This window comes from Pseudomonas svalbardensis (assembly GCF_030053115.1).
GTDB classification, from domain to species: domain Bacteria; phylum Pseudomonadota; class Gammaproteobacteria; order Pseudomonadales; family Pseudomonadaceae; genus Aquipseudomonas; species Aquipseudomonas svalbardensis.
In genome coordinates, this window is the sequence record NZ_CP125619.1 from 804795 (window position 1) to 827526 (window position 22732).

General features: G+C 60.5%; 21 protein-coding genes. 16 read left to right on the top strand and 5 right to left on the bottom strand.

Features of this window, described 5'->3' with window-relative positions:
• Positions 1-7: 7 nt before the first annotated feature.
• A complete protein-coding gene (mmsB, locus tag QFX16_RS03500) occupies positions 8-895 on the top strand; it encodes a 3-hydroxyisobutyrate dehydrogenase (protein WP_283182846.1) in 888 nt (295 codons plus the stop codon).
• Positions 896-940: 45 nt separating this feature from the next.
• Here the strand turns inward: mmsB and QFX16_RS03505 are convergent, their stop codons facing one another.
• The gene (locus tag QFX16_RS03505; protein ID WP_007946320.1) at positions 941-1285 is read right to left on the bottom strand and encodes a cupin domain-containing protein; all 345 of its coding nucleotides are present in this window, start codon (positions 1283-1285) and stop codon (positions 941-943) included.
• A 524-nt stretch (positions 1286-1809) separates the two neighbouring features.
• Here QFX16_RS03505 and QFX16_RS03510 point away from each other — a divergent pair.
• The 11 genes from QFX16_RS03510 (at position 1810) to QFX16_RS03560 (ending at position 16504) form a co-directional block, all read left to right on the top strand.
• The gene (locus QFX16_RS03510; protein WP_283182847.1) at positions 1810-2379 is read left to right on the top strand and encodes an acyl carrier protein; all 570 of its coding nucleotides are present in this window, start codon (positions 1810-1812) and stop codon (positions 2377-2379) included.
• A 5-nt stretch (positions 2380-2384) separates the two neighbouring features.
• Complete coding sequence (locus tag QFX16_RS03515; protein ID WP_283182848.1) at positions 2385-3659, top strand: beta-ketoacyl-[acyl-carrier-protein] synthase family protein; 1275 nt, start codon at positions 2385-2387, stop codon at positions 3657-3659.
• Position 3660: 1 nt separating this feature from the next.
• On the top strand, positions 3661-4719 hold the full coding sequence (locus QFX16_RS03520; RefSeq protein ID WP_283184515.1) for a beta-ketoacyl-[acyl-carrier-protein] synthase family protein: 1059 nt from the start codon (positions 3661-3663) through the stop codon (positions 4717-4719).
• Positions 4716-6011, top strand: a complete 1296-nt coding sequence (locus QFX16_RS03525) for a beta-ketoacyl-[acyl-carrier-protein] synthase family protein (protein WP_283182849.1) — start codon at positions 4716-4718, stop codon at positions 6009-6011. Before QFX16_RS03520 ends, QFX16_RS03525 begins: the two co-directional genes overlap by 4 nt.
• Positions 6008-7216 carry a beta-ketoacyl synthase N-terminal-like domain-containing protein gene (locus QFX16_RS03530; protein ID WP_283182850.1) on the top strand — a complete coding sequence of 403 codons (1209 nt, stop codon included), beginning with the start codon at positions 6008-6010 and terminating at the stop codon, positions 7214-7216. Before QFX16_RS03525 ends, QFX16_RS03530 begins: the two co-directional genes overlap by 4 nt.
• Positions 7217-7269: 53 nt before the next feature.
• A complete protein-coding gene (locus tag QFX16_RS03535) occupies positions 7270-10140 on the top strand; it encodes an aminotransferase class III-fold pyridoxal phosphate-dependent enzyme (RefSeq protein ID WP_283182851.1) in 2871 nt (956 codons plus the stop codon).
• A gap of 9 nt (positions 10141-10149) precedes the next feature.
• On the top strand, positions 10150-10887 hold the full coding sequence (locus tag QFX16_RS03540) for a 3-oxoacyl-ACP reductase family protein (RefSeq protein ID WP_283182852.1): 738 nt from the start codon (positions 10150-10152) through the stop codon (positions 10885-10887).
• Positions 10884-11648: an SDR family NAD(P)-dependent oxidoreductase gene (locus tag QFX16_RS03545; protein WP_283182853.1), complete on the top strand. Its 765-nt coding sequence runs from the start codon at positions 10884-10886 to the stop codon at positions 11646-11648. Before QFX16_RS03540 ends, QFX16_RS03545 begins: the two co-directional genes overlap by 4 nt.
• 2 nt (positions 11649-11650) lie before the next feature.
• Positions 11651-12949, top strand: coding sequence for a DUF1302 domain-containing protein (locus QFX16_RS03550; RefSeq protein ID WP_439900103.1), 1299 nt, complete (start codon positions 11651-11653; stop codon positions 12947-12949).
• 69 nt (positions 12950-13018) lie between these two features.
• Positions 13019-13855 (top strand): outer membrane lipoprotein-sorting protein, encoded by an 837-nt coding sequence (locus QFX16_RS03555; protein ID WP_283182854.1) that lies wholly within the window; start codon positions 13019-13021, stop codon positions 13853-13855.
• Positions 13856-13888: 33 nt separating this feature from the next.
• Positions 13889-16504, top strand: coding sequence for an efflux RND transporter permease subunit (locus QFX16_RS03560; RefSeq protein WP_283182855.1), 2616 nt, complete (start codon positions 13889-13891; stop codon positions 16502-16504).
• Positions 16505-16570: 66 nt separating this feature from the next.
• Here the strand turns inward: QFX16_RS03560 and QFX16_RS03565 are convergent, their stop codons facing one another.
• The 3 genes from QFX16_RS03565 to QFX16_RS03575 all read right to left on the bottom strand — a co-directional run bounded on the left by QFX16_RS03565 (position 16571) and on the right by QFX16_RS03575 (position 18701).
• A complete protein-coding gene (locus QFX16_RS03565; RefSeq protein ID WP_283182856.1) occupies positions 16571-16981 on the bottom strand; it encodes a MerR family transcriptional regulator in 411 nt (136 codons plus the stop codon).
• Between the two features lie 198 nt (positions 16982-17179).
• Complete coding sequence (locus QFX16_RS03570; protein ID WP_283182857.1) at positions 17180-17755, bottom strand: NAD(P)H-dependent oxidoreductase; 576 nt, start codon at positions 17753-17755, stop codon at positions 17180-17182.
• A 55-nt stretch (positions 17756-17810) separates the two neighbouring features.
• Positions 17811-18701: a LysR substrate-binding domain-containing protein gene (locus tag QFX16_RS03575; RefSeq protein ID WP_283182858.1), complete on the bottom strand. Its 891-nt coding sequence runs from the start codon at positions 18699-18701 to the stop codon at positions 17811-17813.
• 94 nt (positions 18702-18795) lie between these two features.
• Between QFX16_RS03575 and QFX16_RS03580 the strand changes: the two genes are divergently transcribed.
• The gene (locus QFX16_RS03580) at positions 18796-19560 is read left to right on the top strand and encodes a sulfite exporter TauE/SafE family protein (RefSeq protein ID WP_283182859.1); all 765 of its coding nucleotides are present in this window, start codon (positions 18796-18798) and stop codon (positions 19558-19560) included.
• On the opposite strand, the gene QFX16_RS03585 is transcribed toward QFX16_RS03580, so the two are convergent.
• Entirely contained in the window at positions 19550-19864 is a 315-nt protein-coding gene (locus QFX16_RS03585) for a putative quinol monooxygenase (RefSeq protein WP_283182860.1), read from the bottom strand. The two genes, QFX16_RS03580 and QFX16_RS03585, sit on opposite strands and share 11 nt — an antisense overlap.
• A gap of 160 nt (positions 19865-20024) precedes the next feature.
• On the opposite strand from QFX16_RS03585, the gene mdaB reads away from it, so the two are divergent.
• From mdaB to QFX16_RS03600, 3 genes are all read left to right on the top strand, one after another.
• The gene (gene mdaB / locus QFX16_RS03590) at positions 20025-20615 is read left to right on the top strand and encodes an NADPH:quinone oxidoreductase MdaB (RefSeq protein WP_283182861.1); all 591 of its coding nucleotides are present in this window, start codon (positions 20025-20027) and stop codon (positions 20613-20615) included.
• Between the two features lie 57 nt (positions 20616-20672).
• Complete coding sequence (locus QFX16_RS03595) at positions 20673-21584, top strand: LysR family transcriptional regulator (protein ID WP_283182862.1); 912 nt, start codon at positions 20673-20675, stop codon at positions 21582-21584.
• Between the two features lie 103 nt (positions 21585-21687).
• Complete coding sequence (locus tag QFX16_RS03600) at positions 21688-22581, top strand: NAD-dependent epimerase/dehydratase family protein (RefSeq protein ID WP_283182863.1); 894 nt, start codon at positions 21688-21690, stop codon at positions 22579-22581.
• The last annotated feature ends 151 nt before the right edge of the window (positions 22582-22732 follow it).

Consider the following 22732-nt stretch of genomic DNA (forward strand, 5'->3'; position numbering starts at 1 on the left):
GCCGGACATGAAAATCGCTTTTATCGGTCTCGGCAACATGGGCGCGCCAATGGCGCGCAACCTGATCAAGGCTGGCCATGCACTGCGGCTGGTCGATCTGAACAAAACCGTTCTGGCAGAGCTGGAGCAACTGGGCGGCAGCATCAGCGCTTCGGCGCGTGAAGCCGCTCAAGGCGCAGAACTGGTGATCACCATGCTGCCAGCCGCGGTGCATGTGCGCAGCGTGTGGCTGGGTGAAGACGGCGTGCTGGCGGGTATCGGCAAGGGCGTGCCGGCAGTCGATTGCAGCACCATCGATCCGCAGACGGCGCGTGATGTTGCCGCGGCGGCGGCCAAGCAAGGCGTGGCCATGGCAGATGCGCCTGTGTCGGGTGGTACGGGTGGTGCGGCAGCCGGGACCCTGACGTTCATGGTCGGCGCTACCCCTGAGCTGTTCGCCACCCTGCAACCAGTGCTGGCGCAGATGGGCCGCAACATCGTCCATTGCGGCGAAGTCGGCACCGGGCAAATCGCCAAAATCTGCAACAACCTGCTGCTGGCGATCTCCATGGTCGGTGTCAGCGAAGCCATGGCGCTGGGCGATGCTCTCGGCATCGACACGACGGTGTTGGCCGGGATCATCAACAGTTCCACCGGTCGTTGCTGGAGTTCAGAGATGTACAACCCGTGGCCAGGCATCGTCGAAACGGCGCCGGCCTCGCGCGGCTACATCGGCGGTTTCGGTGCCGAACTGATGCTCAAGGATCTGGGGCTGGCCACGGAAGCGGCACGTCAGGCGCACCAACCGGTGGTGCTCGGCGCGGTAGCCCAGCAGTTGTATCAGGCGATGAGCCAGCGTGGGGAAGGTGGCAAGGACTTCTCGGCGATCATCAACAGCTATCGCAAACCCCAATAAGGGGTTTTCCGGGAACCCGCGTCGGGCGGGTTCCCGGTTTTTGCATCAGGCAAACACGAAATACTTGCGCACGGTTTCAACCACTTCCCACGTGCCTTTCATGCCCGGCTCAATGACGAAAATATCACCGGCGCGCAGATGGATCGGCTCCTTGCCTTCTGGGGTGATGATGCAGTACCCCTCGCGGAAATCGCAGTATTCCCACTTCACGTATTCCACATACCACTTGCCCGGCGTGCAGATCCAGGTGCCCATGATTTTGCTGCCGTCTTCGCTGGTGTAGGCGTTGAGGTTGACGGTGTGCGGGTCGCCTTCGAGTTTTTCCCATTTGCAGGCGTCGAGCACGGGCAGTGGATGGGTATCGCGAAGAACGGTAATAGGTGCGGTCATGTGGACTCCGGGGCAGTGGACTAGAGAACTGAAGTCGCACCCTATAGCGCCCCGCCCTCGGTCAGTTGTCTGTGCTCGACACTCAGTTACCCAGAAGCGCTGTGCCGGTTTGCCCGGATCGGCGTGCAAACCATTTAACGGCTGCGCTGAAATAGAACAATAGTTATGAAGTTATAACTATTTTACTTGACCCGTTTTTATTCTTTGTACGTGTGTGCCGTAAATCGGAAGTTAGCACTTTCGGCTCCCTCCCTATTTAGCCCGCTATACAGTGCGTGCCCCCCACCATACGCAGCCTTTGTTAAGTAAATATGTCGACTGGATACGAGACTTCGCACCATCCGAGTGCAATGCGCAAGCTCGTTCGAATGACCTTCTCAAGTTGCTAAAAAACTTTAAATAGTTCGTTGACTCTCCCCTTAAGGGCAGAGTTTAGATTTCCGCCGCGTGAGAAGTTGCTGTGGGAATAGTTACTTCTCACATGCGGAATTTATGAAGCAATCACCATATATAGGGAGATCGAGATGAACAATCCATTGGAGTTGGAAAACGTCATTGCCAGCACCCGCGAGATCCTCGCGCAATTGTTGGTGATGAGCGCCGATGATATCGATGAGAACAGCAGTATCGTCGAGGACCTCAGCGCCGATTCGCTGGACATCGTCGACCTGAGCTTTCAGCTGGGTCGTCAGTATGGCTGCACTTTGCCCAAAACCAGCGTGCTGGATCACGCCATCGCTGTCTGCGGCGACGCCAGCGAGTTCCTGGCCAGCGGTCGCATCACCAAGAACGGCAAGGCCTTGCTTGAACAGAGCCTGAGCGCCTACTCCCCGGATCAACTCAAGGCCGGTATGCAACCGGCGCAGGTATTTGCCGCCACCACCGTGCGCAACTGGGCGCAACAGTGCCGCAATCTCTTCAACTATCTGCCGCAAAGCTGCCCCGATTGCGGCGCTCATCAAGCCGTGCTGAACGAGCGTCAGCAAGTGGTCTGTGGCGCGTGCAGTGCGCGGCTGGTGCCGGCCGATGGCGATGAGGTTTCACGCCGACTGGTGGAGCAATTTTTGGCCGCTCACGCCCAAGAGGCGGTGTAGTTCTCATGCGGACACGAGAAGTCTATGTAACCGGATTCGGTCTGGTGGCGCCTATGGCGCTGGACGCCGCCACGTTGTTCGAGCGGATCTGCCAGAAGCAGTCCTGTGTTCGCGAACATCCACGGTTCAAGGCGTTGGGGTTCAACAACAGCGCTGCCGGGTTTATCGACGACGGCCAGTGGCAGCAGATCGCCGCCGGTTTCGGCGGCAATGCCGCGCTGCATCCGCGGCAAAGTGTGCTGGCCGAATTTGTCGCCCGACAAGCCTTGCAGCACGCCGGCCTGACCCCGGTTGCCTTTGCTCACAGCCGCAGCGGATTGTTCCTTGGGGCCAACAAGTACTGCGCGGACAGTCACGATCTGCATCGGGCCAGTCGCTGCATGGATGAGGCAGGGCGTGTCGATCTGGATCAACTGCTGGATAACCCGGCGGCGTCGAGCGCGGTCTTCGGGCGCCGGGTCGATCAGCAGACCCTGCACCTGGCCGAGACGCTCGGTATCCGCGATCACATTTCGACCCATTCCGATGCCTGCGCCGCCGGTACGATGGCGATCGGCAGCGCCTACCGGGCGATCGAGCGCGGTGAGATCGACCTGGCCATTTGCGGTGCCGTCGAACTGATGGCCAACGAGTTGCCGTATTACATGTTCAACAGCCTCGGCGCGCTGTGCCAGGCTAACCTGCCGGCAAGCGAGCAGAGCCGGCCGTTCATGCCGGACCGCAGCGGCTTCGTGATCAGCGAGGGCGCGGCCATGGTCATTCTCGAATCCGCCGAACATGCCCAGCGTCGCAAAGCCACGCCATTGGGGCGTGTGTTGGGTTACGCGAATGTGTGCGAGGCACAAAAAATGACCTCCAGCAGCCGGGATGGCAGCAAATACGAGGAATGCATGGAAGCTGCAATCGAGGACGCCGGGCTGCTCAGCAGCGCCGTGCAACACGTCAATACCCACGGTACGTCCACCCAGGCCAACGACAGCTGCGAGGCCTTGGCTTTGCAACGGGTGTTCGGCGAGTGCCAGGAACACGTGACGTTCACTGCCAACAAATCGGCCATTGGTCATTCCCTGGCGGGCAGCGGCGCGATTGAAGCGGTGCTGTCGCTGATCAGTCTGCGGGATGGCATGCTGTTGCCGACCTTGAACTACGATCACGACCGCGCCGAATACCCCTCGCTGAAATTTCTCAGCGAGCCGATGCGCCAGTCGATCAACGTGGTGATGTCCAACTCGTTCGGTTTCGGCGGCGTCAACAGCTCGCTGGTTCTGGGGAGGGCATGACATTAGCATAGCCGTTTACATCCATTCGGCGGCCGTATTGAACGCCGCCGGCAGCGAATGTACCGATCTGCTCGGGACGCCACCCTCGCCGCAACCGCTGGCATTCGACGCGACGCGTCGGGCTTATCCGCTGGCAGCACCGCGCCTGGCCAGCGATCTGTTCGACCGCAAGATCCAGCGCAGCGTCGAACCACAAGGCTTGCGTCTGTTGCATTGCGTGGCACGTCTGGCGCCCGCGCTGGCGGCCCTGCAACTGCCGCCGGCACGGATTGCCCTGACGGCGGCCATTCCTGAGGTCGACGCGCCAAGCCCTTGCTGGGACGCGGTGCAAGCGATCGGCGAGCAACCGGAAAAGCCGCTGGCGCAACTGTTGGCCAACACACCACCGCTGCATGCCCTGACGCTGCTCAACAGCAGCGTGATGGCCTACGTGGCCGAAGCGTTGCAATGCCATGGCCCGATGGGTGGTTTCTGTTCCCAGGACAATGCCGGGCTCGATGCCCTGATCGAAGCGAGCCAGCAGATTGTCGAGCAGCGCGCTGACGCCGCGCTGGTAGTCAGCAGCAGTCCGAACCTGACGCCGGCCCTGTATCTGCGTGAACCCCATCTGGCAGGCGAGGCGATTTATGGCGAGGGTGCCGCCGCGCTGCTACTCAGCTCGGCACCTTCACGCAACACTCCGCACGCGCTGCGCATCGCCGGGTTCGCTCGGGGTTACAGCGCTGATCCGCAACGCGGCGCGGCGGTTGCCCGGCGAGTCATCGACCAGGCGCTGAGCCTTGAAAAACTGTGCCTCGGTGACGTCGAGCAGATCGTCGCCAATCCAGAGGATCCGCAACTGATGAGCCTGTTCGCCGAACATCCTCGGGACGTTCGCAGCGTCCGTGCCATGACCGGCGATCTTGGCGCCAGCGCGTTGCTGACCGAGATTGCGCTGGCCTTGCACCACAACCACAACGCTTCGGCGACACCGGGCTACACGCTGTTTGTCAGCCATAGCCGCGCCGGTCATTGGGGCGCCTTGCTGCTGGCCAGTGAAACCATGGAGAAGCACGCATGAGCGCAACACGGATTGTGATCACCGGCATGGGCGCCGTTACCGGATTCGGTTTCGAATGGCAGACCCTCTGGGAAAAAATGCTCGGTGCCGAACATTGTGTACGTCCATGGCAGCCCGACGGGGTGGAAAACGGCACGTTCCCGGTGCGCTACGCCGCGGCCGTGGACATGAGCCTGTTGCCCAAGGCCTTGCAGGACCATCCGGCCTGGACCGTTGCACTGGAAAAACGCAGCCGCTTTGGCTGGGTGGCTGCCACCCAAGCGGTGACCGACAGCGGACTCGCACCTGAGCAGCTACGTGAAGCCGCCGTGCTCTGTGCCTCGGGTGCGCCGCAACACATGCTGGCCGACATGCTGTTGACCCAGGCACCGGATGGCCGCGCCCCGGACTGGCAACACCTGATGTCCCGTGCCGGGCAGGTCAATGCCGAGGGTTCGCTGCGTCAGAGCAATGATCGACTGGCGCGAGTGATTGCCGACGGATTGGGCTGCGAAGGCCCCGTGATCAATATCAGCAGCGCGTGCGCCGGAGCCTCCCAGGCCATCGGCAATGCCTTCCAGATGATTCGTCGCGGTGAAGTGAGCGTGGCGATTGCCGGTGGCGCCGATTCGGTGCTGAACCTCGACACCATGGCCGCGTTGTACCTGCTCGGCGCGGCATCGAGCGAACAGCGCTGGGGCGTCGATCTGTGCCGGCCTTTCGACCGTGATCGCAGTGGCCTGATTGCCGGCGAGGGCGGTGGTTTCGTGGTGCTGGAAAGCCTTGAACATGCGCTGGCGCGAGGTGCGACGCCCTATGCCGAAGTACTTGGCTTTGGCAGCAGCCTGGACGCCTACAAAGTTACTGCCCCGCAACCCGAAGGCCGGGGCGCGGCGCTGGCGATGCAAGCCGCGCTGGACGACGCGGGCCTGCGTGCGCAACAGATCGATCTGATTAACGCCCACGGCACTTCGACGCCACTCAATGACGTCGCGGAAACCTTGGCGATCAAAAGTGTGTTCGCCGAGCACAAGCACTACCGGTCCCTGGCCGTCAGCGCCAACAAGTCGCAGTTCGGGCACTTGATTGCCGCCGCCGGGGCGCCCGAATGCATGGTCACGGCTCTGGCGTGCCTGAACGATCTGGTCACGCCGACGGTGAACCTGCATGACGTCGATGAACAGTGCGACCTGGACTATTGCGCCGGGCAAGCAGTCAGCCGCCGAGTGGATTTTGCCTTGAGTAACTCCTTCGGTTTTGGTGGCCTCAACACTTCGCTGGCCCTTGGTAAATATCGGGAGCACGGACAATGACTGGCACTATTGTGCGTGTTGCGATCGCCGGCAGCGGTTGCGTATTAGCCAGCGGCTGGGGCGTGCAACGCTTCTGGTCGGCGGCCAGTGAAGCCCGCAGCGGCATTACTTTGCTGCAGTCGAAATTGTTTCACAGTGAGCGCGTGACGGCCTTCGGGCATGTCAGTGATCAAGACCATCAACGCAGTCGCCAGGACGTGGCCCAGAACCTCCAGCGCTATTGCCCGCCGGCAGTGATCTGGGGTGTCAGCGCGGTGCGTCAGGCCCTGGCCGAGGCCGGGCTTGAACCGGGCAATGACGGTCTGCGCTACGGCCTCTATTGCTGCCAGGGCGGCCACACCCATCCGTCGTTGGCGGCCTACGGCGAGTTGCTTCACGAGTGCCGCGACGAGTCCGGCGCCGACATGCGGCGCCTCGCTCAACGGGTGCTGCAGGAGCGCGCGCTAGACCCGTTTCTGGTACTCAAAAGCCTGAGCAATGGCTTGCTCGGGATTGTCAGCCTGGCGCTGAAGCTGGAGTGCGAGTGCAACGCTTACATGCAAGGCGTGGCCGGCAACCTGGCGGCGTTGCGCGAGGCGTGCGCAGCGCTGCAAAGCGGTCGTATTGATGCAGCGATTGTGGTCGGTGCCGGCGGTGAACTCGATCCGTTGGCCCTGGCCGCGCTCGCTGAGGCCGGCGTGATCAGCACTGACGGTTCGCAAACCTTGCGTGCATTCGATCGCCAAGGCACGGGCGGGATTGCCGGTGAAGGGGCGGCGGCATTGATTTTGCGCCGGGCCGACGACCTGCCGGATGGGCCGCAGACCTGCCTGTCGGGACTCTCCGCCCATCCGCGCCTTGGATCGTTGAACCTGCCGGACAAGCAGGTCGATCTGTTGATCAGCAGCGCCAGCGGCGATCCGCACAAGGACGCCGACCTGGCCCGCACGCTGGCCCGCGCCGGTGCCGCGCACATCACCAGTGGCGTGCCGGTGACCGGCATTCTCAGCGCCGCGCCGAGCCTGGTCGACCTGATCCTGGCCCGTCATGCACTGCATACCCAGAGCGTGCCGCCGATCATCGGATTGCAGCAGTCAGTCGATCCGCACCTGCCGTTTGTACTCGGTGAGCGACGGGACGCGGCGCTGCGCGACTGCCTGATCATCAACCGCGACGACAACGGTTTCAGCGCCTGTTACCAGCTCGATTATCAGGCGGCCAACTAGCCGTTTGAGTGCATTCAATCGCTTCTATTTTTTAATCATGGGATATGACTGTCATGGATTACCGCGATTACGTACGGCCGAAATTCGTTGAGCTGATGCAGGCCCTGGGCCTGGAGTGCCAGTTCCACCGGGCATTGGGCAGCAAGCTGTTTTACCGCGACAAGCATGGCTGCGATGTGACCGTCACCGACTTTCTCGGCGGTTACGGCGCGGCGTTGTTTGGCCACAATGACCCGCAGTTCGTCGATCAACTCTGCGGCCTGCTGCGCGCCGATGTGCCGTTCAATGCGCAGATGTCCGTGCGTGGCGCGGCCGGTCAGTTGGGGCGCGAACTCAGCGAGGCATTCAATCGGGAGTTGAACAACAACGAGCGCTACATTTCGACCTTCTCCAACAGTGGCGCCGAGTCGGTGGAAATCGCCGTCAAGCACGCCGAGTACCGTCGGCAGAAAACCTTGCAGAAGCAGTTCGACGAACGGGATTTTGCCCTGGCCAACCTGACCGCCAGCGACAAGGCCTATGTTGAACTGGACGTCGACGACCTCGACCTGCCCGCCGGGTTGCTGCCGGACAACCTGTCTTACGTGACCGTGCGCCAAGTGGTGGAAGCGGTGCGTCAACACAACCTCGCGCAGCTGCATGTCGAGCCGGTGTTCGTCGCCCTGCGCGGCAGCTTCCACGGCAAACTGGTGAACACCGTGCAGCTGACTTACGGCAAACAGTACCGCCAGCCGTTCGCCCGTTTTGGTCTCAACGTCGAGTTCATCGATCCGCTGCAACCCCAGCAACTCCAGGACTTGCCGGCGCGTCACACGCGGCATTGGCTGAGCCTTGCGTGGAGCGGCGAAACCTTGCAGGTGCGCCGTGAAGCCTTTAGTGCGATCACGGCGGTGTTGCTGGAGCCGATCCAGGGTGAGGGCGGCATCAACGAGTTCGCCAGCGAGTTCTACCTGGGCCTGCGTCGCCTGTGCAACGAGCAGCAATGCCCGCTGATCATCGACGAAGTGCAATCGGGTTTCGGCCGCACCGGCACTTTGCTCGGCGCCAGCCATTTCAACTTGCAGGGTGATTACTACTGCCTGTCCAAAGCGTTGGGCGGTGGCCTGATGAAAATTGCCGCGACAGTCATCCGCGCCAGCCACTACGAAAACGATTTCAGCTACATCCACAGTTCGACCTTCGCCGAAGACGATGCATCGTGCCATATCGCCCTGTCGGCATTGCGCCGCTTGTTCGAAAACGACAACGCGATGCTCAAGGACGTGAACAAGAAAGGCGAATACCTCAAATCGTCGTTGCTCGAACTCAAAGCCGCGTACCCGGACGTGATCGCCGATGTGCGTGGTCGCGGGTTGCTGCTGGGGTTCGAACTGCACGACCTGACCGGCACCAGTTCGCTGGTCCAGGCGTCCGCGCAGTACAACGATGCACTGGGTTACATCATCGCCGGCTACCTGCTGCAATTCGAATCGCTGCGGGTCGCGCCGTCGGGCAGCAACGCCAACGTGATTCGCCTGGAGCCACCGGTGTGCATCACCTTTGAGGAAATCGACGGCCTGATCGGCTCGCTGCAAAAGGTCTGCGACATGCTGCGTCGCCGCGATGCCTTCCCGCTGGCAGCCGGGGTGTGCGCCGACACCATCCACGAAGTACCGGCGCGCGAGGTGAGCTTCAACGAGCCTGAAAATCTGCCAAAGCCTGATGAGAGCGTTCGCGTGGTAGCGCGCGTGGCGTTCATCAATCACCTGATCGATTCGGACATGCTCAGTGATGTCGACCCGTCGCTGTCCACCCTCAGCGCCGAACAGAAGCGCGAGTTTATCAAGCGCATGGCACCGGAGCGGCGTGCCGCGCCAATCGGCCCGGTGCTGATTCGCTCAAAACTCGGCACCGCTGTGGAGTTCACCCTGTACCCGTTGTGCATGGACTCCGATGCCATGGCCGCGTACATCGCCAGTGGTGACCTGGACACCATCCGCGACGAAGTCGGCAATCGCATCCGTGATGCCCGGGCTGATGGCTACAGCGTGGCCGGTTTGGGTATGTACACCTCGATCGTCACCAACAACTGTCAGGCGCTGAAGATCCCCGACATGGCACTGACCTCCGGCAACGCGCTGACCATCGGCATGGGCCTGGAAGCGATCGAGCAGGGCTGCAGGCAGCAAGGCCTGGAACTGAGTCAACAAACAGCTGCGGTGGTCGGCGCGGCCGGCAACATTGCCTCGACTTACGCCTCGTTGCTGTCCACCAGTGTCGAACACCTGATTCTTATCGGTAGCGGTCGCGACGGTTCCCTGCGGCGTCTGGAGAAGACCGCCCAGCTGATTTACGCCGAGGCCGCCCGCGCGATTCTCAAGGGCGTCGCCGAGCACGACCGGCTCGCCAGCCGCTTGCAGAAACTCGACGGCATCGACGCTTTATTGCAGGCCCACGGTGCCGGCGCCGACCTCGGTTTGCGAGTGCAGCGCCTGGTCGAAGAACGCCTGGGCGCGAATGCGTTCATCACCGTCAGCAATGACCTTGATGTGCTGAAACAGGCACGCATCGTGCTCTGTGCGGCGAACGCGCCACAACCGTTTCTCGGTGCTGAAAATTTCGCCGAAAACAGCGTGATCTGCGATATCGCGGTACCGCTGAACGTCGATCAGAACCTTTCCAGCCAACGGCCCGACGTGCTGTACATGCACGGCGGGATTGTCCAGACACCGCTGGGCGATGGCCTGATCCGCAACGTGCGCGCCTACCTCAAGGAAGGTCAGCTGTATGCCTGCATGGCGGAATCGGTGTTGATGGGCTTGTCCGGGATGAAACAGCACTACTCCTACGGCGATATCAGCCGCGAACAGGTGCAGCAGATTCGTGCCCTGGCCGCGACCCACGGCTTCAGCCTCGCGCAGTTCAAGACAGACAACTCACTCTAAGGAATGGTCATGCCGAATAAAGTAGCAGTGGTGACCGGTGGCAGTCGTGGCATCGGTCGGGCGATCGTCCTGGCTCTGGCCGGAGCGGGTTATCAGATTGCGTTCAGTTATGTGCGCGACGAAGTGGCTGCCGCGTCCTTGCGTGACGAGGTCCAGGCGTTGGGCCTCGAGTGTCTGGCGCTGCAATGCGATGTCAGCAGCGGCGACAGCATCAAGGGCTTTTTCGAACGAGTCGACCAGCATTTCCAGCGCGTCGATCTGCTGGTCAACAACGCCGGCATCACCCGTGACGGGTTGCTGGCGACGATGCCGAGCCGCGACATCATCGAGGTGATCCAGACCAACCTGATCGGCACCTTGCTCTGCTGTCAGCAAGTGGTGCCGTCCATGATGCGCCAGCGCAGCGGTTGCATCGTCAACATCAGTTCGGTGGCCGCGCAGAAACCCGGCAAGGGCCAAAGCAACTATGCCGCGGCCAAGGGCGGCGTCGAAGCGCTGACCCGAGCCCTGGCGGTAGAGTTGGCGCCGCGCAACATTCGGGTGAATGCGGTGGCTCCGGGCATCGTCAACACCGAAATGAGCACGGCACTGATTGGCAGTCAGGAACAGGAAATCCAGTCGCGCTTGCTGATTAAGCGTTACGCCGAACCCCAGGAAATTGCCGAGGCGGTGCTGTACATCGCCGATCGCGGTTTGTACCTGACGGGTGAGGTCCTGCCGGTCAACGGCGGGTTGAAAATGCTATGAGTCGGACCATTCTGATTACCGGTGCCGCCAAAGGCATCGGCCGCGCGGTGGCAGAGAATTTTGCCGCCGACGCCGAGCACCGCTTGATCCTGTTGGACCTGGATTTGCCGGAACTGCAACGCTGGGTCGACGAGCAACACGGGCAGATCAAGGCCCGGGTCGAAACCCATGCCGCGAACATTGCCGACCTGGCGGGCATGGAGGCGTTCTTCAAAATGCTCGCCAAACAGGTGGATTACGTTGATGTGCTGGTCAACAGCGCCGGCATCTGCAACGAGAATGAACCGGAAGATTTGCACAACTGGCACAAGGTGATTTCGGTCAACCTCAACGGTACGTTCTACGTCACCTCGTTGTGCCTGCCGTTGATGCCGGATCGCGGACGGATCATCAACATGTCGTCGATCCTCGGCCGCGCCGGCAAGGTCCGCAACACCGCGTACTGCGCTTCCAAGCACGGCATCGTTGGCATGACCAAAGCCCTGGCGATGGACCTCGCGCCACGGCTGATCACCGTCAACGCGATTCTGCCCGCGTGGATCGATACGCCAATGCTGCAAGGTGAACTGGCGGCGCAAGCGGCCATTGCCGGGCTGACCCAGGAGCAGATCCTGCGCAACGCCAAGAAGAAACTGCCGATGCGACGCTTCATTCAAAGCGAAGAAGTCGCGGCGATGGTGCGTTACCTGGCCAGCCCTGAAGCGGGTGGGGTGACAGCCCAGAGCCTGGTGATCGACGGCGGTGTCGGGTTGGGAATGTAGCCATGCAGGGATCACACATCAGCCGCACCACGTGGGCGGTATTGGCCTGCATGGCCGCGCAGCCGGCGTTGGCTGAATTGACGGTCGAGGACTTCAAACCGGATTACGCCGACGCCGAAGTCGGCGTGGCCACCGCGTTGCGCTTGCACGGCGACGATCAGGTAACCCAGAAGGCGATGTATTTCAAGGCCAACCTGGAAGACAACTGGGACGGCGGTTACTACAAGGCCAAGGGCCGGGTGCGTTACGACGCCCGCTACGACGGCAACAATCCGTACAGCGAACGGGCGCGAGACAAATACCGCTTCGACGCCGACTGGCGGCATTTGTACTGGGGCCAGTCGGTGGGCGACGGCGAGGTGACTCTCGGCTGGCAGCAAGTGGTCTGGGGCCGTGCCGATGAGTTGCGGGTGCTCGATCAGATCAACCCGCTGGACTATCGCGATGGCCTGACTCCGCTGCTGGAAGACAGCCGGATCGCGGTGCCCATGGTGCGATTTGCGCAACCCGTGGGCGAGTGGGAACTGGAGGCGCTGTGGGTCACCGATTTTGTCAAAAACCAGCCTCCGGTGGCGGGCAGCGAGTTCGACGCGCCGTTGTTTGCCGTGCCGGATCCACAGTATTTCCTGCTGGATTCCAAGCCCGGCTACGACGGTGACAAGGGCTTTTCCTATGGCTTGAGCGCCAACGGCCGGATCGGTTCGGTGGACACCAGTTTCGTCGCACTGAACGCCCGTCAACAGGACCCGGTGTACGCCGTCGAAGGCCTGGCCGATGACGGCCGCACGCGACTGGAGCGCCAGTTTCCCCGTTACACCATGGGTGGCGCGGGGCTGGCGATCGACGCCGGTCACAGCATCGTGGTGCGCAGCGAAATTGCCTGGTTCGACAACTGGCGGGTGACCAATCCGACCCGTGCCTACGGCGCCGACAGTACCTCGATGGTCAAGTCGTTGCTGGGTGTCGATTACCTGCTGCGCGACTGGCTGATTTCCCTGCAATGGCAGGAGCAGCAACTGCTCGATTGGCAGGACGGCATGTTGCAAGACAAGCGCGACCACTTGTTCACCCTGTCGGCCGAGGGCACCCATTGGCAGGACCGACTCAAGAGCCGGCTGGTGGTCGCTGCCTCGCCACCGTTCAAGGACGATGCGCTGTTGCAAGGCATCTTCACCTACAAACCGGTGGACTGGATCAAGCTCGGGCTGGAAGTGGATGTGTTCTTCGGCAAGCCCGACAAACCTTTCGGCGAGTACGACAAGCGCGATCAAGTGCGTCTGTCCGCCGGTTACCTGTTTTAACCCCATGACGCCTGCGTGCCCCTGGCGCATTGGCTCGACCATATTCATCTGACGAAAAGGGAAGTTCCCATGTTGCCGCTATTCAAAAGTCTGACCACTGCCGCACTGATCCTGAGCGGTGCTTGCGCCACCGCTGCCAATGGCAAGAATGCCGATGAAATCATCCGCCAGGTGCGTGATCGCAATGACGGTACAAGCTTCATGTCCCAGGTGTCGTTGATCCTTCACGACAAGAAGGGCAATACCCGCGTTCGCGAGTTCACCTATCTGCAAAAGGATTACCCCGACAGCGACAAATTCAGCATGTATTTCTCCGCCCCCACTGATGTGCGCGACGTGGCTTTCCACATTGAAAACCCCCACGAAACCCTGGGCCAGGAAGACAGCCAGTGGATGTACTTGCCGGTCAGCCGCCAGACGCGGCGGATCTCCACCACCGACAAACGCGGCTCGTTCATGGGCAGCGAGTACTCCTACGCCGATCTGGACAAGATCCGGGTCAAGGATTACACCCAGACGCTGGTTGGCGAAGAGCAGGTCAAGGGCCGCGACTGCTACGTGATCGAGCGTGAACCGGCGTCGCCCGAGGTGCTGGCCAAGACCGGCTACAACAAACTGAAGGTGTGGATCGACAAGCAGAATTTCCTGGTCATGCGTCAGGACTTCTTCGACGTCAAAGGCGTGCTGGTCAAGCAGATGCGCACGCAGAAAGTCGACACCATCGACTCGATCGACAGCATCGTGTTGAGCGAAACCGAACACTTCATCGACGGCACGCGCTCAGAGATGCGCTTCAACCACCTGCAATACAACGTGCAGCTGGAAGACCGTTTGTTCACCCAGACCGCCATCAAGCGCGGGCTGAAAACCGGCGACGTGCCGGACTTTGCCGTGTCTGCGCGCTAAGCGCCGACCCTGACGACCCTGGAACGCATGATCATGGAAAGATACCTGAACTTCGTCGAGCGCTATGCGCGGGCGATCGTTTTCCTGCTGGTGGCGGTCACTGCGTATTTCACCTATACGCTGGGCGCGCTGATCTCCGACACCAACCCTTACTTGCTCAAGGAAACCCATCCGGCGCGCAAGACCATCATCGATCTGCAAAGCGAATTCACCGGCACGTTCGACTCGGTGATGGTGGCGCTGAACAACCCGCAGACGGTGTTCAACAAGCCGACCCTCAACGCACTGTTTTCGATGTCGCAGTCAGTGCGCAAGATGATCCTGGCCAACGACGCCGACAAGGAGCAGTTGGCGCAAATTGTGGCGAAGTATCCGCACGACAGCCGTGCGCAGTTGTTGACGCGGGACATTCTGGAAAACGGTTTTTCCCAGAACGATTACGCCCAGGCCAAGGCCCTGCGTGATTACGCCCAGAGTCAGAACTGGGATACCCATGATCAGCTGTTCCTGACCTTTCTCGCCGAGCGGATCAACCCGATCCGCGAAATGGCTTCCATGGGCGACCTGGAAAACATCGTGCTGACCCACGATGGCGAGTTGCTGATCCACAAGACCCTCAACGCCTACGACATGGACCCGGCGTTGGTCGAGTCGCAGATCATGGGCAACGAGCTGATGGTCGACGGGGTGGTGTCCAAGGACAAGAAAGTTGCGATGCTGGTGGCCGAACTGGGCACCAAGCAAGACGATGCCCAGGCGCAACTGCGCGCCTACCAGATTGTGCGCGGCATCGTCGCGGACTATCAGGCCGCGCACCCCGAGTTCAAGGACGAGATCTTCATCGCCGGTATGCCGATCTTCATCGCGGCCCAGCAAGAAATCATCGACCATGACTTGGCGGTGCTGTTTCCGATCGTCTTTTTGCTGATCACCCTGCTGTTGATTTTCTTCTTCCGCAAACCGCTGGGTGTGCTGTTGCCGCTGTTCAACATTCTGTTCTGCACCATCTGGACATTGGGCCTGATGGCCCTGTTGCGGGTGCCGTTCGACTTGCTGACCAGCGTACTGCCGGTGTTTTTGTTCACCATTTGCTGCTCGGATGCGATCCATGTGATGGCCGAGTATTACGAGCAGAAAAATGCCGGTAAAAGCAACCGCGAAGCCAATCGCGAGACGCAACGGCTGATGGTGGTTCCGGTGGTGTTGACGACGGTGACCACCATTGCCACCTTCATGATTTCCACCACCAACAACATTGTCAGCATCCGCAATTTCGGCGTGTTCATGTCCATCGGCCTGACGGCGGCGCTGATCATTTCGCTGTTGCTGATTCCAGCCTGGATCTCGATCTGGGGCAAGGACCAGACCCCGAAAACCCTCGCTGCGGTGCACAAGGAGTCGATCATTTCGCGTTATCTGGTGGCGTTTTGCGCGCGATTGATTCAGTGGCGCAAACCGATCCTAATGGTGACGCTGCCATTGCTGGCCCTGATGTCGGTGTTTACCTTGCGCGTCGATATCGAAGACTCGGGCATCGCCTATTTCAAGCCCGAGAGCCATGTCCGCGTTTCGGACGAGTTCATCAATCACGCCAAGGTTGCGGGCACGGCGCCGGGCTGGATCGCCATCGACAGCAAGGAACCGCGCGGCGTGCTGACCACGGAAGTGGTGCAGTTCATCGACAAGCTCGACCACTTCATCAAGCAGCAACCGCATGTCAGTTACGGCTACTCCCTGGCCACTTACGTCAAGCGCATGAACCTGGTGCTCAACGACATGAACCCAGACTACTTGCGCGTGCCCCAGGCACTGGAGCAGGTCACGTCGGTCAATGACGAGGGACAAGTCGAGCGGTTCGAGGTGCCGGGCAACTCGCTGATCGAGCAACACGTGATGCTGTTCGAGAACGGCGGCGGCTCGGATCTCAACAACGTGCTCAACGCTGACTATTCCAAGGCGCTGACGCTGTACACCATGACATCGTCGGTGGCCAGCGACTATCAAGGCATGCTGGATCGGCTCGATGCCTGGTTGCTGGTGAACAAACCGGCCAACCTCGAAGTGACGCACGCCGGCACCCCGTTGATCTGGACCGGCGTGTTGCAGGAAATCACCCAGGGCCAGGTGCTGAGTTTTTCCCTGGCGTTGCTGGTCGTCACGCTGATGATGATGTATTGGCTCAAATCGGTACGACTTGGGGTTCTGGGTATGCTGACCCTGTTGACCACCTCGGTAACAGTCTACGGATTCATGTTCCTGTTCGGCATCGAGCTGAACATCGGCACGACACTGGTGACGTTCCTGGTGGTCGGCGTGGTCGATTACGCAGTGCACCTGTTGTCACGGATCAAACTGCTGGTGGAGCAAGGGATTCATGTTGATGCGGCCATTTTGCAGGCGATGCACAGCGTCGGCCGTTCGACCGTGGTCAACGTGGTGATTTTCTCCGTGGGCTTCATGGCGCTGCTGTTTTCCGACTTCAAGCCGATTGTCGATCTGGGCGCACTCGTAGCGATGGCGCTGTTTTCCAGCGGTGTCATGACCATTCTGCTGGTGACGCTGGTGTCGCCGTGGTTCTTCGCGGCGATTGTTCCGGTCGCGCCGGTGCCTGGACAAGATCGAGCAGCGGGGGAGCCAGCGTTGAGCTGATCTGATGACCGGCAACGCGGGCGCGCAAGTGACCTGCGAGCCGGGTCATCCAGCGCAGCAAAGTATTCAGTTCAGTGTATTGCTCAGGTTTTTTTCGCCATAGCGGGCGATACGCTCGAACTGACATTCTTCTCGAGCATCGTTGAGGCTGTTTTCAAACGTTTCGAGGCCGATGTGCAATTGCTGTAGAGCGCCGATCTGGGAGACCAGCTCGGCCTTTTTTTCGGCGATCGCTTTTTGTGCCATGTCCCACGGGAATTCGTCCCCGTGGTAGTTGTTCAACATCACCTGCAGCTCTTTGAGCTTGAAGCCCAGTTGCTGGGCGCACTTGATGAACGTCAACACCTCGACACTTTGCTGGCTGTAGATGCGGTATTTGCCTTCACGTTTGGGCTCGGGCAACAGGCCGATTTCTTCGTAATGGCGAATGCTTTTGACTGTGGTGCCCGACAGCTGGGCGGCTTTGCCGATATACATAAAGATCCGTCTCGATGAACAAACAGGGCGTAGCGCGACCAGACCTCATGCCTGATCGGAGCGAATAATATAGTGAATAACATTCAAAGGTTGCAGCCGCGTGTAAATGACACGCACAAGCGACGAACGACCGCTTGAAGGGGACGTGGGGAGGGGCTGACGACGAGGGCGCGCCGTCAGCAAGCAGCGAGGGGGGCGTCAGCTGCCGGCGGTGACTCGGGCCTGTTCCAGCCAGGCGGCGCGCTGGGTCGACTTGGAGCCCAGGATCGGCCCGAAGGTCAGGGTCTTCAATGGCTTGATGCCGCAGAACTCCAGGGTCGTCTTGCGCATCTGGTGCAGGCCGGGCATGCGATAGACCCATTTGTAATACCAGGGCGGCGTGTCCATGGTCACCAGCAGATGCGCGGTCCGGCCCTTGAGCAGTTTGTCGGGGAAGGCCTTGCCCTCACGATACTTGAAGGCAAAGCCAGGCAGGAAAATGCGGTCGAGAAAGCCCTTCATCAAGGCCGGTATCCCGCCCCACCAGATCGGATAAACGAACGTCAGGTGTTCGGCCCAGGTGATATCGGCCTGGGCTTGCAACAAGTCTGGCTCCAGCGGCTGGATCGTGTGATAGCCCTCGTGCAAGACCGGATCGAAGTCCAGCGCATCCAGACGCAGCAGGCGCACGTCATGACCGGCATCCTTGGCGGCCTGGACGTACGTTTCGCTCAGCGCCCCGCAAAAGCTGTCGGTGGAGGGGTGACCCAGAATCACGAGCATTCGTTTGCTCATCGTGTGTACTCCTGAAATGGAGCTCGCAGCATAGAGTCTGCCCCTAACGGTAGAGTCAAGGCGTTCCCGGCGTCAGTGCCTCCAGCAAGGCCCGGGCGTAACCGGGCAGGCTGTCGAAGTCACGGGCACAGAGTTTCAGTGTGCGATTGGCCCAGTCTTCGCGAAGAGGTCGGGTCATGACCGCTTGCGCCGGCGGCCAGCGCTCGATGGCCACCCGCGGCACGATGGCCAGCCCGGCACCGCGAGCGACCATGCGAATGACCCCGTCGAAGCCGTCGGCGCGAATGCGGATCGGCATGCGCTGGCCGATGTGCAGGGCCTGTTCTTCCAGGTGGATGGCCAATGCACTGCTGGCGCCCAGGGCCACGTAGTCATGAATCAACGTGTCGGCGAAGGTCAGTGACGGCTGTTCGGCCAGGGGATGGTCCGGCGGCAGGATCAGTACCAGCGGATCGTCGCGAAACGGACGGGTCTGCAGGCCATCGGTGTCCACGGCGTCAGAGACGATGCCCAGGTCTGCCGCACTTTGGCGCAAGGCATGAGTGATGCGTGCACTGGGCAGTTCTTGTAGATCGATGTCGAGGTTGGGGTGGCTGCGAAGAAAGTCCGCGAGTAACTCTGGTAAGTACTCGGTCATCGCTGTGGTGTTACACAGCAGCCGCACCTGGCCTTTGACGCCGTTGGCGTACTCCGCCAGATCCTGCTGCATGCGTTCAGCCTGTTGCAGCAGGACGCGGGCGTGTCGCGCCAGGGCCTTGCCGGCCGGGGTCGGGCTGACGCCGCGGCGACCTCGCTGCAGAAACTCGATCCCTAATGAAGCCTCCATGGCGCGGATGCGCGCACTCGCCGCCGCCAGGGACAGATGACTACGAGCCGCGCCTGCGGTGATGTTGCCGCTGTCGAGGATGTTCAGGTAGAGGCGCAGGTCGGTCAGGTCGAAGTGCATGGTGTGTCCCGAAGGTCGAGCCTCTATCAAAACAAGAGGCTGCCTCAGTATATGGCAGATTTTCAAGCAGCCAATCCGGGCTCACGATAGCGCCATGAATACTCTCGCCGCGTTCTATCAAAACCTCGGTCTTGCCCTTTCATTGATGGTCATCGCGACCTTTCTGCTGGCCGGCATGATCAAGGGGGTGATCGGCCTCGGACTGCCGACCATCGCGATGGGCTTGCTCGGTCTGGCTATGGCTCCGTCGCAGGCTGCCGCGCTGCTGATCATCCCCGCGACGCTCACCAATGTCTGGCAACTGGCATTCGGTGGGCATCTGCGAGGGTTGATCAAACGGTTGTGGCCGATGCTGCTGGCGATCTTCATCGGCACCGGGGCCGGCACGTTGTGGATCGGCATGGCCGGTGGTCATTGGGTCGTGCGGGGATTGGGCGCGGCGCTGTTGCTCTATGCGTTGAGCGGGTTGTTTCTGCCGACCTTGCGTGTCGGCCGTCACACCGAGCGTTGGCTCGGTCCGCTTGGCGGCCTGTTGACGGGCGTCATCACCTCGGCCACCGGCGTCTTCGTGATTCCCGCCGTGCCTTATCTGCAAGCCTTGGGCTTGAGCAAGGATGAACTGGTGCAGGCGTTGGGTCTGTCGTTCACCGTATCGACCCTGGCCTTGGCCGCCGGCCTGTTATGGCGCGACGCACTGGGCGGTGGTGAGTTAATTGCGTCGTTGCTGGCGCTGATCCCGGCGGTGCTCGGCATGTTGCTGGGGCAATGGCTGCGCCAGCGGATCAGCGCCGAGCTGTTCAAGCGTGTGTTCTTCATCGGCCTCGGCGTGCTCGGCGGCCACTTGCTGATCAGCGGGTAGCGGACGACGGGCTGAGCATGTCGATGGCGCGGATATCGAAATCCCGTTCCAGGTACTCATCGCGCTGCTCGAGGAACTGCTTCATGTGCGGCAGATTCGAGTGCACGTCGAGGTGAGCCTGGGACTGCCAGATCTCGTAGAAGATAAACAGCGTCGGGTCCTGTTTGTCGCGCAGCATGTGGTACTCGATGCAACCCGGCTCGGCGCGGCTCGCTTCAACATAAGCGCTGAAAAACGCTTCAAAGGCGTCGGATTTTTCCGGGCGAGTCTTGGCGTGCAGGATGAAACCTTGCATTTCACTCATCAGAAACTTCCTCAAGTTCAGAATCGGCGCAAGTGTATGGCAACAATCGCCTGTCGATTCGTGCGTATTGGTCAAATGAATTTTGTGAATTCAGCGCTTATTCCGCGCGAGGCAGATCGCTACGCTGCCGCCATCGAATTCCAACCTTCCGAGACTTCCCATGAAAAAAGTCCTGTTGCTCAATGGCGGCAAAAAATTTGCCCACTCCGATGGCCGCTACAACGCCACCCTGCATGAAGCTGCGCTGAGCGTGCTGGATCGCGGCGGTGTCGACGTGAAAGCCACCTTCATCGATGAGGGTTACGACGTCGCCGAAGAAGTCGCCAAATTCCTCTGGGCCGACGTGATCATTTATCAGATGCCTGGCTGGTGGATGGGCGCGCCCTGGACCGTCAAGAAGTACATCGACGAAGTCTTCACCGAAGGCCATGGCAGCCTGTACGCCAGTGACGGTCGAACGCGCTCCGACTCGTCGCAAAAGTACGGCAGCGGTGGTCTGTTGCAGGGCAAGCAATACATGTTGTCCCTGACCTGGAACGCGCCGCAGCAAGCCTTCGACGACCCGACCGATTTCTTCGAAGCCAAGGGCGTTGACGCGGTGTACTTCCCGTTCCACAAGGCCAACGAGTTCCTCGGCATGACCGGTTTGCCGACGTTCCTGGCCGTCGATGTGATGAAGCGCCCGAATGTCGAAGCCGATGTCGCACGTTATGAGCAGCATTTGACCGAGGTGTTCGGCCTGCCGGCGTAAGGTTCCTTTTGCCCCGCGTCCAGCTACTATCAAGCCAGTTTTGAATGAGGGGCATCCGTGAAAGCCAGATCCGATGAGTTGCAGATTTTCGTCTGCGTGATTGAATGCGGGTCGATTTCCGCTGCGGCCGAACAGGTCGGGCAAACGCCTTCAGCGGTCAGCCGTACGCTCTCGCGGCTGGAGGCGAAACTCGATACCACGCTGATCAACCGCACCACGCGGCGCATGGACCTGACCGAAGAGGGCAAGTACTTCTTCGAGCACGCCAAGCTGATTCTCGATCAGATGGACGAGCTCGAAGAACGCCTGACCTCACGCCAGCAAACGCCGTCCGGGCGTCTGCGGATCAACGCCGCATCGCCGTTCATGCTGCACGCCATCGTGCCGTACATCGACGAGTTCCGCCGGCTCTATCCGGACATCCAGCTGGAACTCAACAGCAACGACTTGATTATCGATTTGCTGGAGCAGAGCACCGACATCGCCATCCGCATCGGTACGCTGGCCGACTCGACTTTGCACGCTCGATCTCTGGGTTGCAGTCCTCTGCACATCGTCGCCAGCCCGGTCTATCTTGAAAAACACGGTGTACCGGCTGAAGTGGCGGATTTGTCCGGGCACACGCTGCTGGGCTTTACCCAGAACGAAGGCCTCAACCAATGGCCGCTGCGTTACGTTCACGGTGATCGCTGGCCGATTCAGGCGTCAATCAACGCCTCCAGCGGCGAGACAATCAGGCACCTGGCGCTGGAGGGACAGGGCATTGCCTGCCTGTCGCACTTCATGACGATTGATGACATCCGCGCCGGACGTTTGCAGGTGCTGCTGGCGGATTTCAACAGCGGCTATCGTCAGCCGATCAATGCTGTGTACTACCGCAACTCGCAACTCGCCCTACGGATTCAATGCTTCCTGGACTTCATCCAGGGCAAATTGGCGGCTTATGCGAACGCGGATTTCAAGGGCTGATTCGTGACCCCTGCGCAAGAGTGAATTGGGCAACGCTGTCTGTTTCCACAAGCATCGGTCCTCGATACTGGATGCATCACTTATTAATGCAGGGAGTTTCTCCATGAACGTATTCGTTACCGGCGCAGCCGGTTTTATCGGCGGCTCCATCGCCACGGGTCTGGTCCGCGCCGGCCACAAGGTCACCGGTCTGGTGCGCAGCACCGAACAAGCTAATGAATTGCGCGAACTGGGCATCACCCCGGTAATCGGTACGCTTGACGACAGCGCACTACTGGTCGAACAAGCCCGCGCTGCCGACGCCGTGATCAACGCCGCCAGCAGCGACCATCGCGGCGCGGTAGAAGCGTTGCTCGATGCACTTCGCGGTTCCAACAAAGTGTTCCTGCACACCAGCGGTTCAAGCATTGTTGGCGATGCGTCGGGCGGCAAATCCAGTGACGTTATCTATTACGAAGACAACCTGCCGGCACCTACCGTCGACAAGGCTGCGCGCGTGGCCATCGACAACCTGATCCTCGGCGCAGCAAAGGACGAGGTGAACTCGGCAGTCATCTGCAACACCCTGATCTACGGCCATAGCCTGGGCGTCAATCGCGACAGCGTGCAGCTACCGCGCTTGCTGAAACAGGCGCGTAAAAATGGAGTGGTCCGGCATGTCGGTACCGGCCAGAACATCTGGTCCAACGTGCACATCGAAGACGTGGTTTCCCTGTACCTGCTGGCGCTGACCAACAACGTACCGGGCACCTTCTACTTCGTCGAAAGCGCTGAAGCGTCGTTCATCGACATGACCACTGCGATTGCCCAGGCGTTGAATCTGGGTGAGCCACAAGACTGGCCGCTGAAAGAGGCCGAAGCCGAGTGGGGTTATGAAATGGCCAACTATGGCCTGGGCTCCAACAGCCGGGTTCGCGGAAAACATGCGCGTGAATTGCTGGGCTGGGCACCGAAGCGGACATCGGTGATTGAATGGATTCGTGACGAGATGGTGTGAGTTCGCGTTAGACCGCGTCGCTGCCTTCGCGAGCAAGCTCGCTCCCACATTTTGATCTGCACAGGACACAGATTTTGTGTCCGACGAAGATCCACTGTGGGAGCGAGCCTGCTCGCGATTGCGTTTTCAGCAGCCCAACAACTGGCCGGGC

What these genes read in the sequence shown, in the direction of transcription:
- mmsB (WP_283182846.1), top strand. Translation starts at nt 8, where the DNA reads ATGAAAATCGCTTTTATCGGTCTCGGCAACATGGGCGCGCCAATGGCG.
- QFX16_RS03505 (WP_007946320.1), bottom strand. Translation starts at nt 1,285, where the DNA reads ATGACCGCACCTATTACCGTTCTTCGCGATACCCATCCACTGCCCGTG.
- QFX16_RS03510 (WP_283182847.1), top strand. Translation starts at nt 1,810, where the DNA reads ATGAACAATCCATTGGAGTTGGAAAACGTCATTGCCAGCACCCGCGAG.
- QFX16_RS03515 (WP_283182848.1), top strand. Translation starts at nt 2,385, where the DNA reads ATGCGGACACGAGAAGTCTATGTAACCGGATTCGGTCTGGTGGCGCCT.
- QFX16_RS03525 (WP_283182849.1), top strand. Translation starts at nt 4,716, where the DNA reads ATGAGCGCAACACGGATTGTGATCACCGGCATGGGCGCCGTTACCGGA.
- QFX16_RS03530 (WP_283182850.1), top strand. Translation starts at nt 6,008, where the DNA reads ATGACTGGCACTATTGTGCGTGTTGCGATCGCCGGCAGCGGTTGCGTA.
- QFX16_RS03535 (WP_283182851.1), top strand. Translation starts at nt 7,270, where the DNA reads ATGGATTACCGCGATTACGTACGGCCGAAATTCGTTGAGCTGATGCAG.
- QFX16_RS03540 (WP_283182852.1), top strand. Translation starts at nt 10,150, where the DNA reads ATGCCGAATAAAGTAGCAGTGGTGACCGGTGGCAGTCGTGGCATCGGT.
- QFX16_RS03545 (WP_283182853.1), top strand. Translation starts at nt 10,884, where the DNA reads ATGAGTCGGACCATTCTGATTACCGGTGCCGCCAAAGGCATCGGCCGC.
- QFX16_RS03550 (WP_439900103.1), top strand. Translation starts at nt 11,651, where the DNA reads ATGCAGGGATCACACATCAGCCGCACCACGTGGGCGGTATTGGCCTGC.
- QFX16_RS03555 (WP_283182854.1), top strand. Translation starts at nt 13,019, where the DNA reads ATGTTGCCGCTATTCAAAAGTCTGACCACTGCCGCACTGATCCTGAGC.
- QFX16_RS03560 (WP_283182855.1), top strand. Translation starts at nt 13,889, where the DNA reads ATGGAAAGATACCTGAACTTCGTCGAGCGCTATGCGCGGGCGATCGTT.
- QFX16_RS03565 (WP_283182856.1), bottom strand. Translation starts at nt 16,981, where the DNA reads ATGTATATCGGCAAAGCCGCCCAGCTGTCGGGCACCACAGTCAAAAGC.
- QFX16_RS03570 (WP_283182857.1), bottom strand. Translation starts at nt 17,755, where the DNA reads ATGAGCAAACGAATGCTCGTGATTCTGGGTCACCCCTCCACCGACAGC.
- QFX16_RS03575 (WP_283182858.1), bottom strand. Translation starts at nt 18,701, where the DNA reads ATGCACTTCGACCTGACCGACCTGCGCCTCTACCTGAACATCCTCGAC.
- QFX16_RS03580 (WP_283182859.1), top strand. Translation starts at nt 18,796, where the DNA reads ATGAATACTCTCGCCGCGTTCTATCAAAACCTCGGTCTTGCCCTTTCA.
- QFX16_RS03585 (WP_283182860.1), bottom strand. Translation starts at nt 19,864, where the DNA reads ATGAGTGAAATGCAAGGTTTCATCCTGCACGCCAAGACTCGCCCGGAA.
- mdaB (WP_283182861.1), top strand. Translation starts at nt 20,025, where the DNA reads ATGAAAAAAGTCCTGTTGCTCAATGGCGGCAAAAAATTTGCCCACTCC.
- QFX16_RS03600 (WP_283182863.1), top strand. Translation starts at nt 21,688, where the DNA reads ATGAACGTATTCGTTACCGGCGCAGCCGGTTTTATCGGCGGCTCCATC.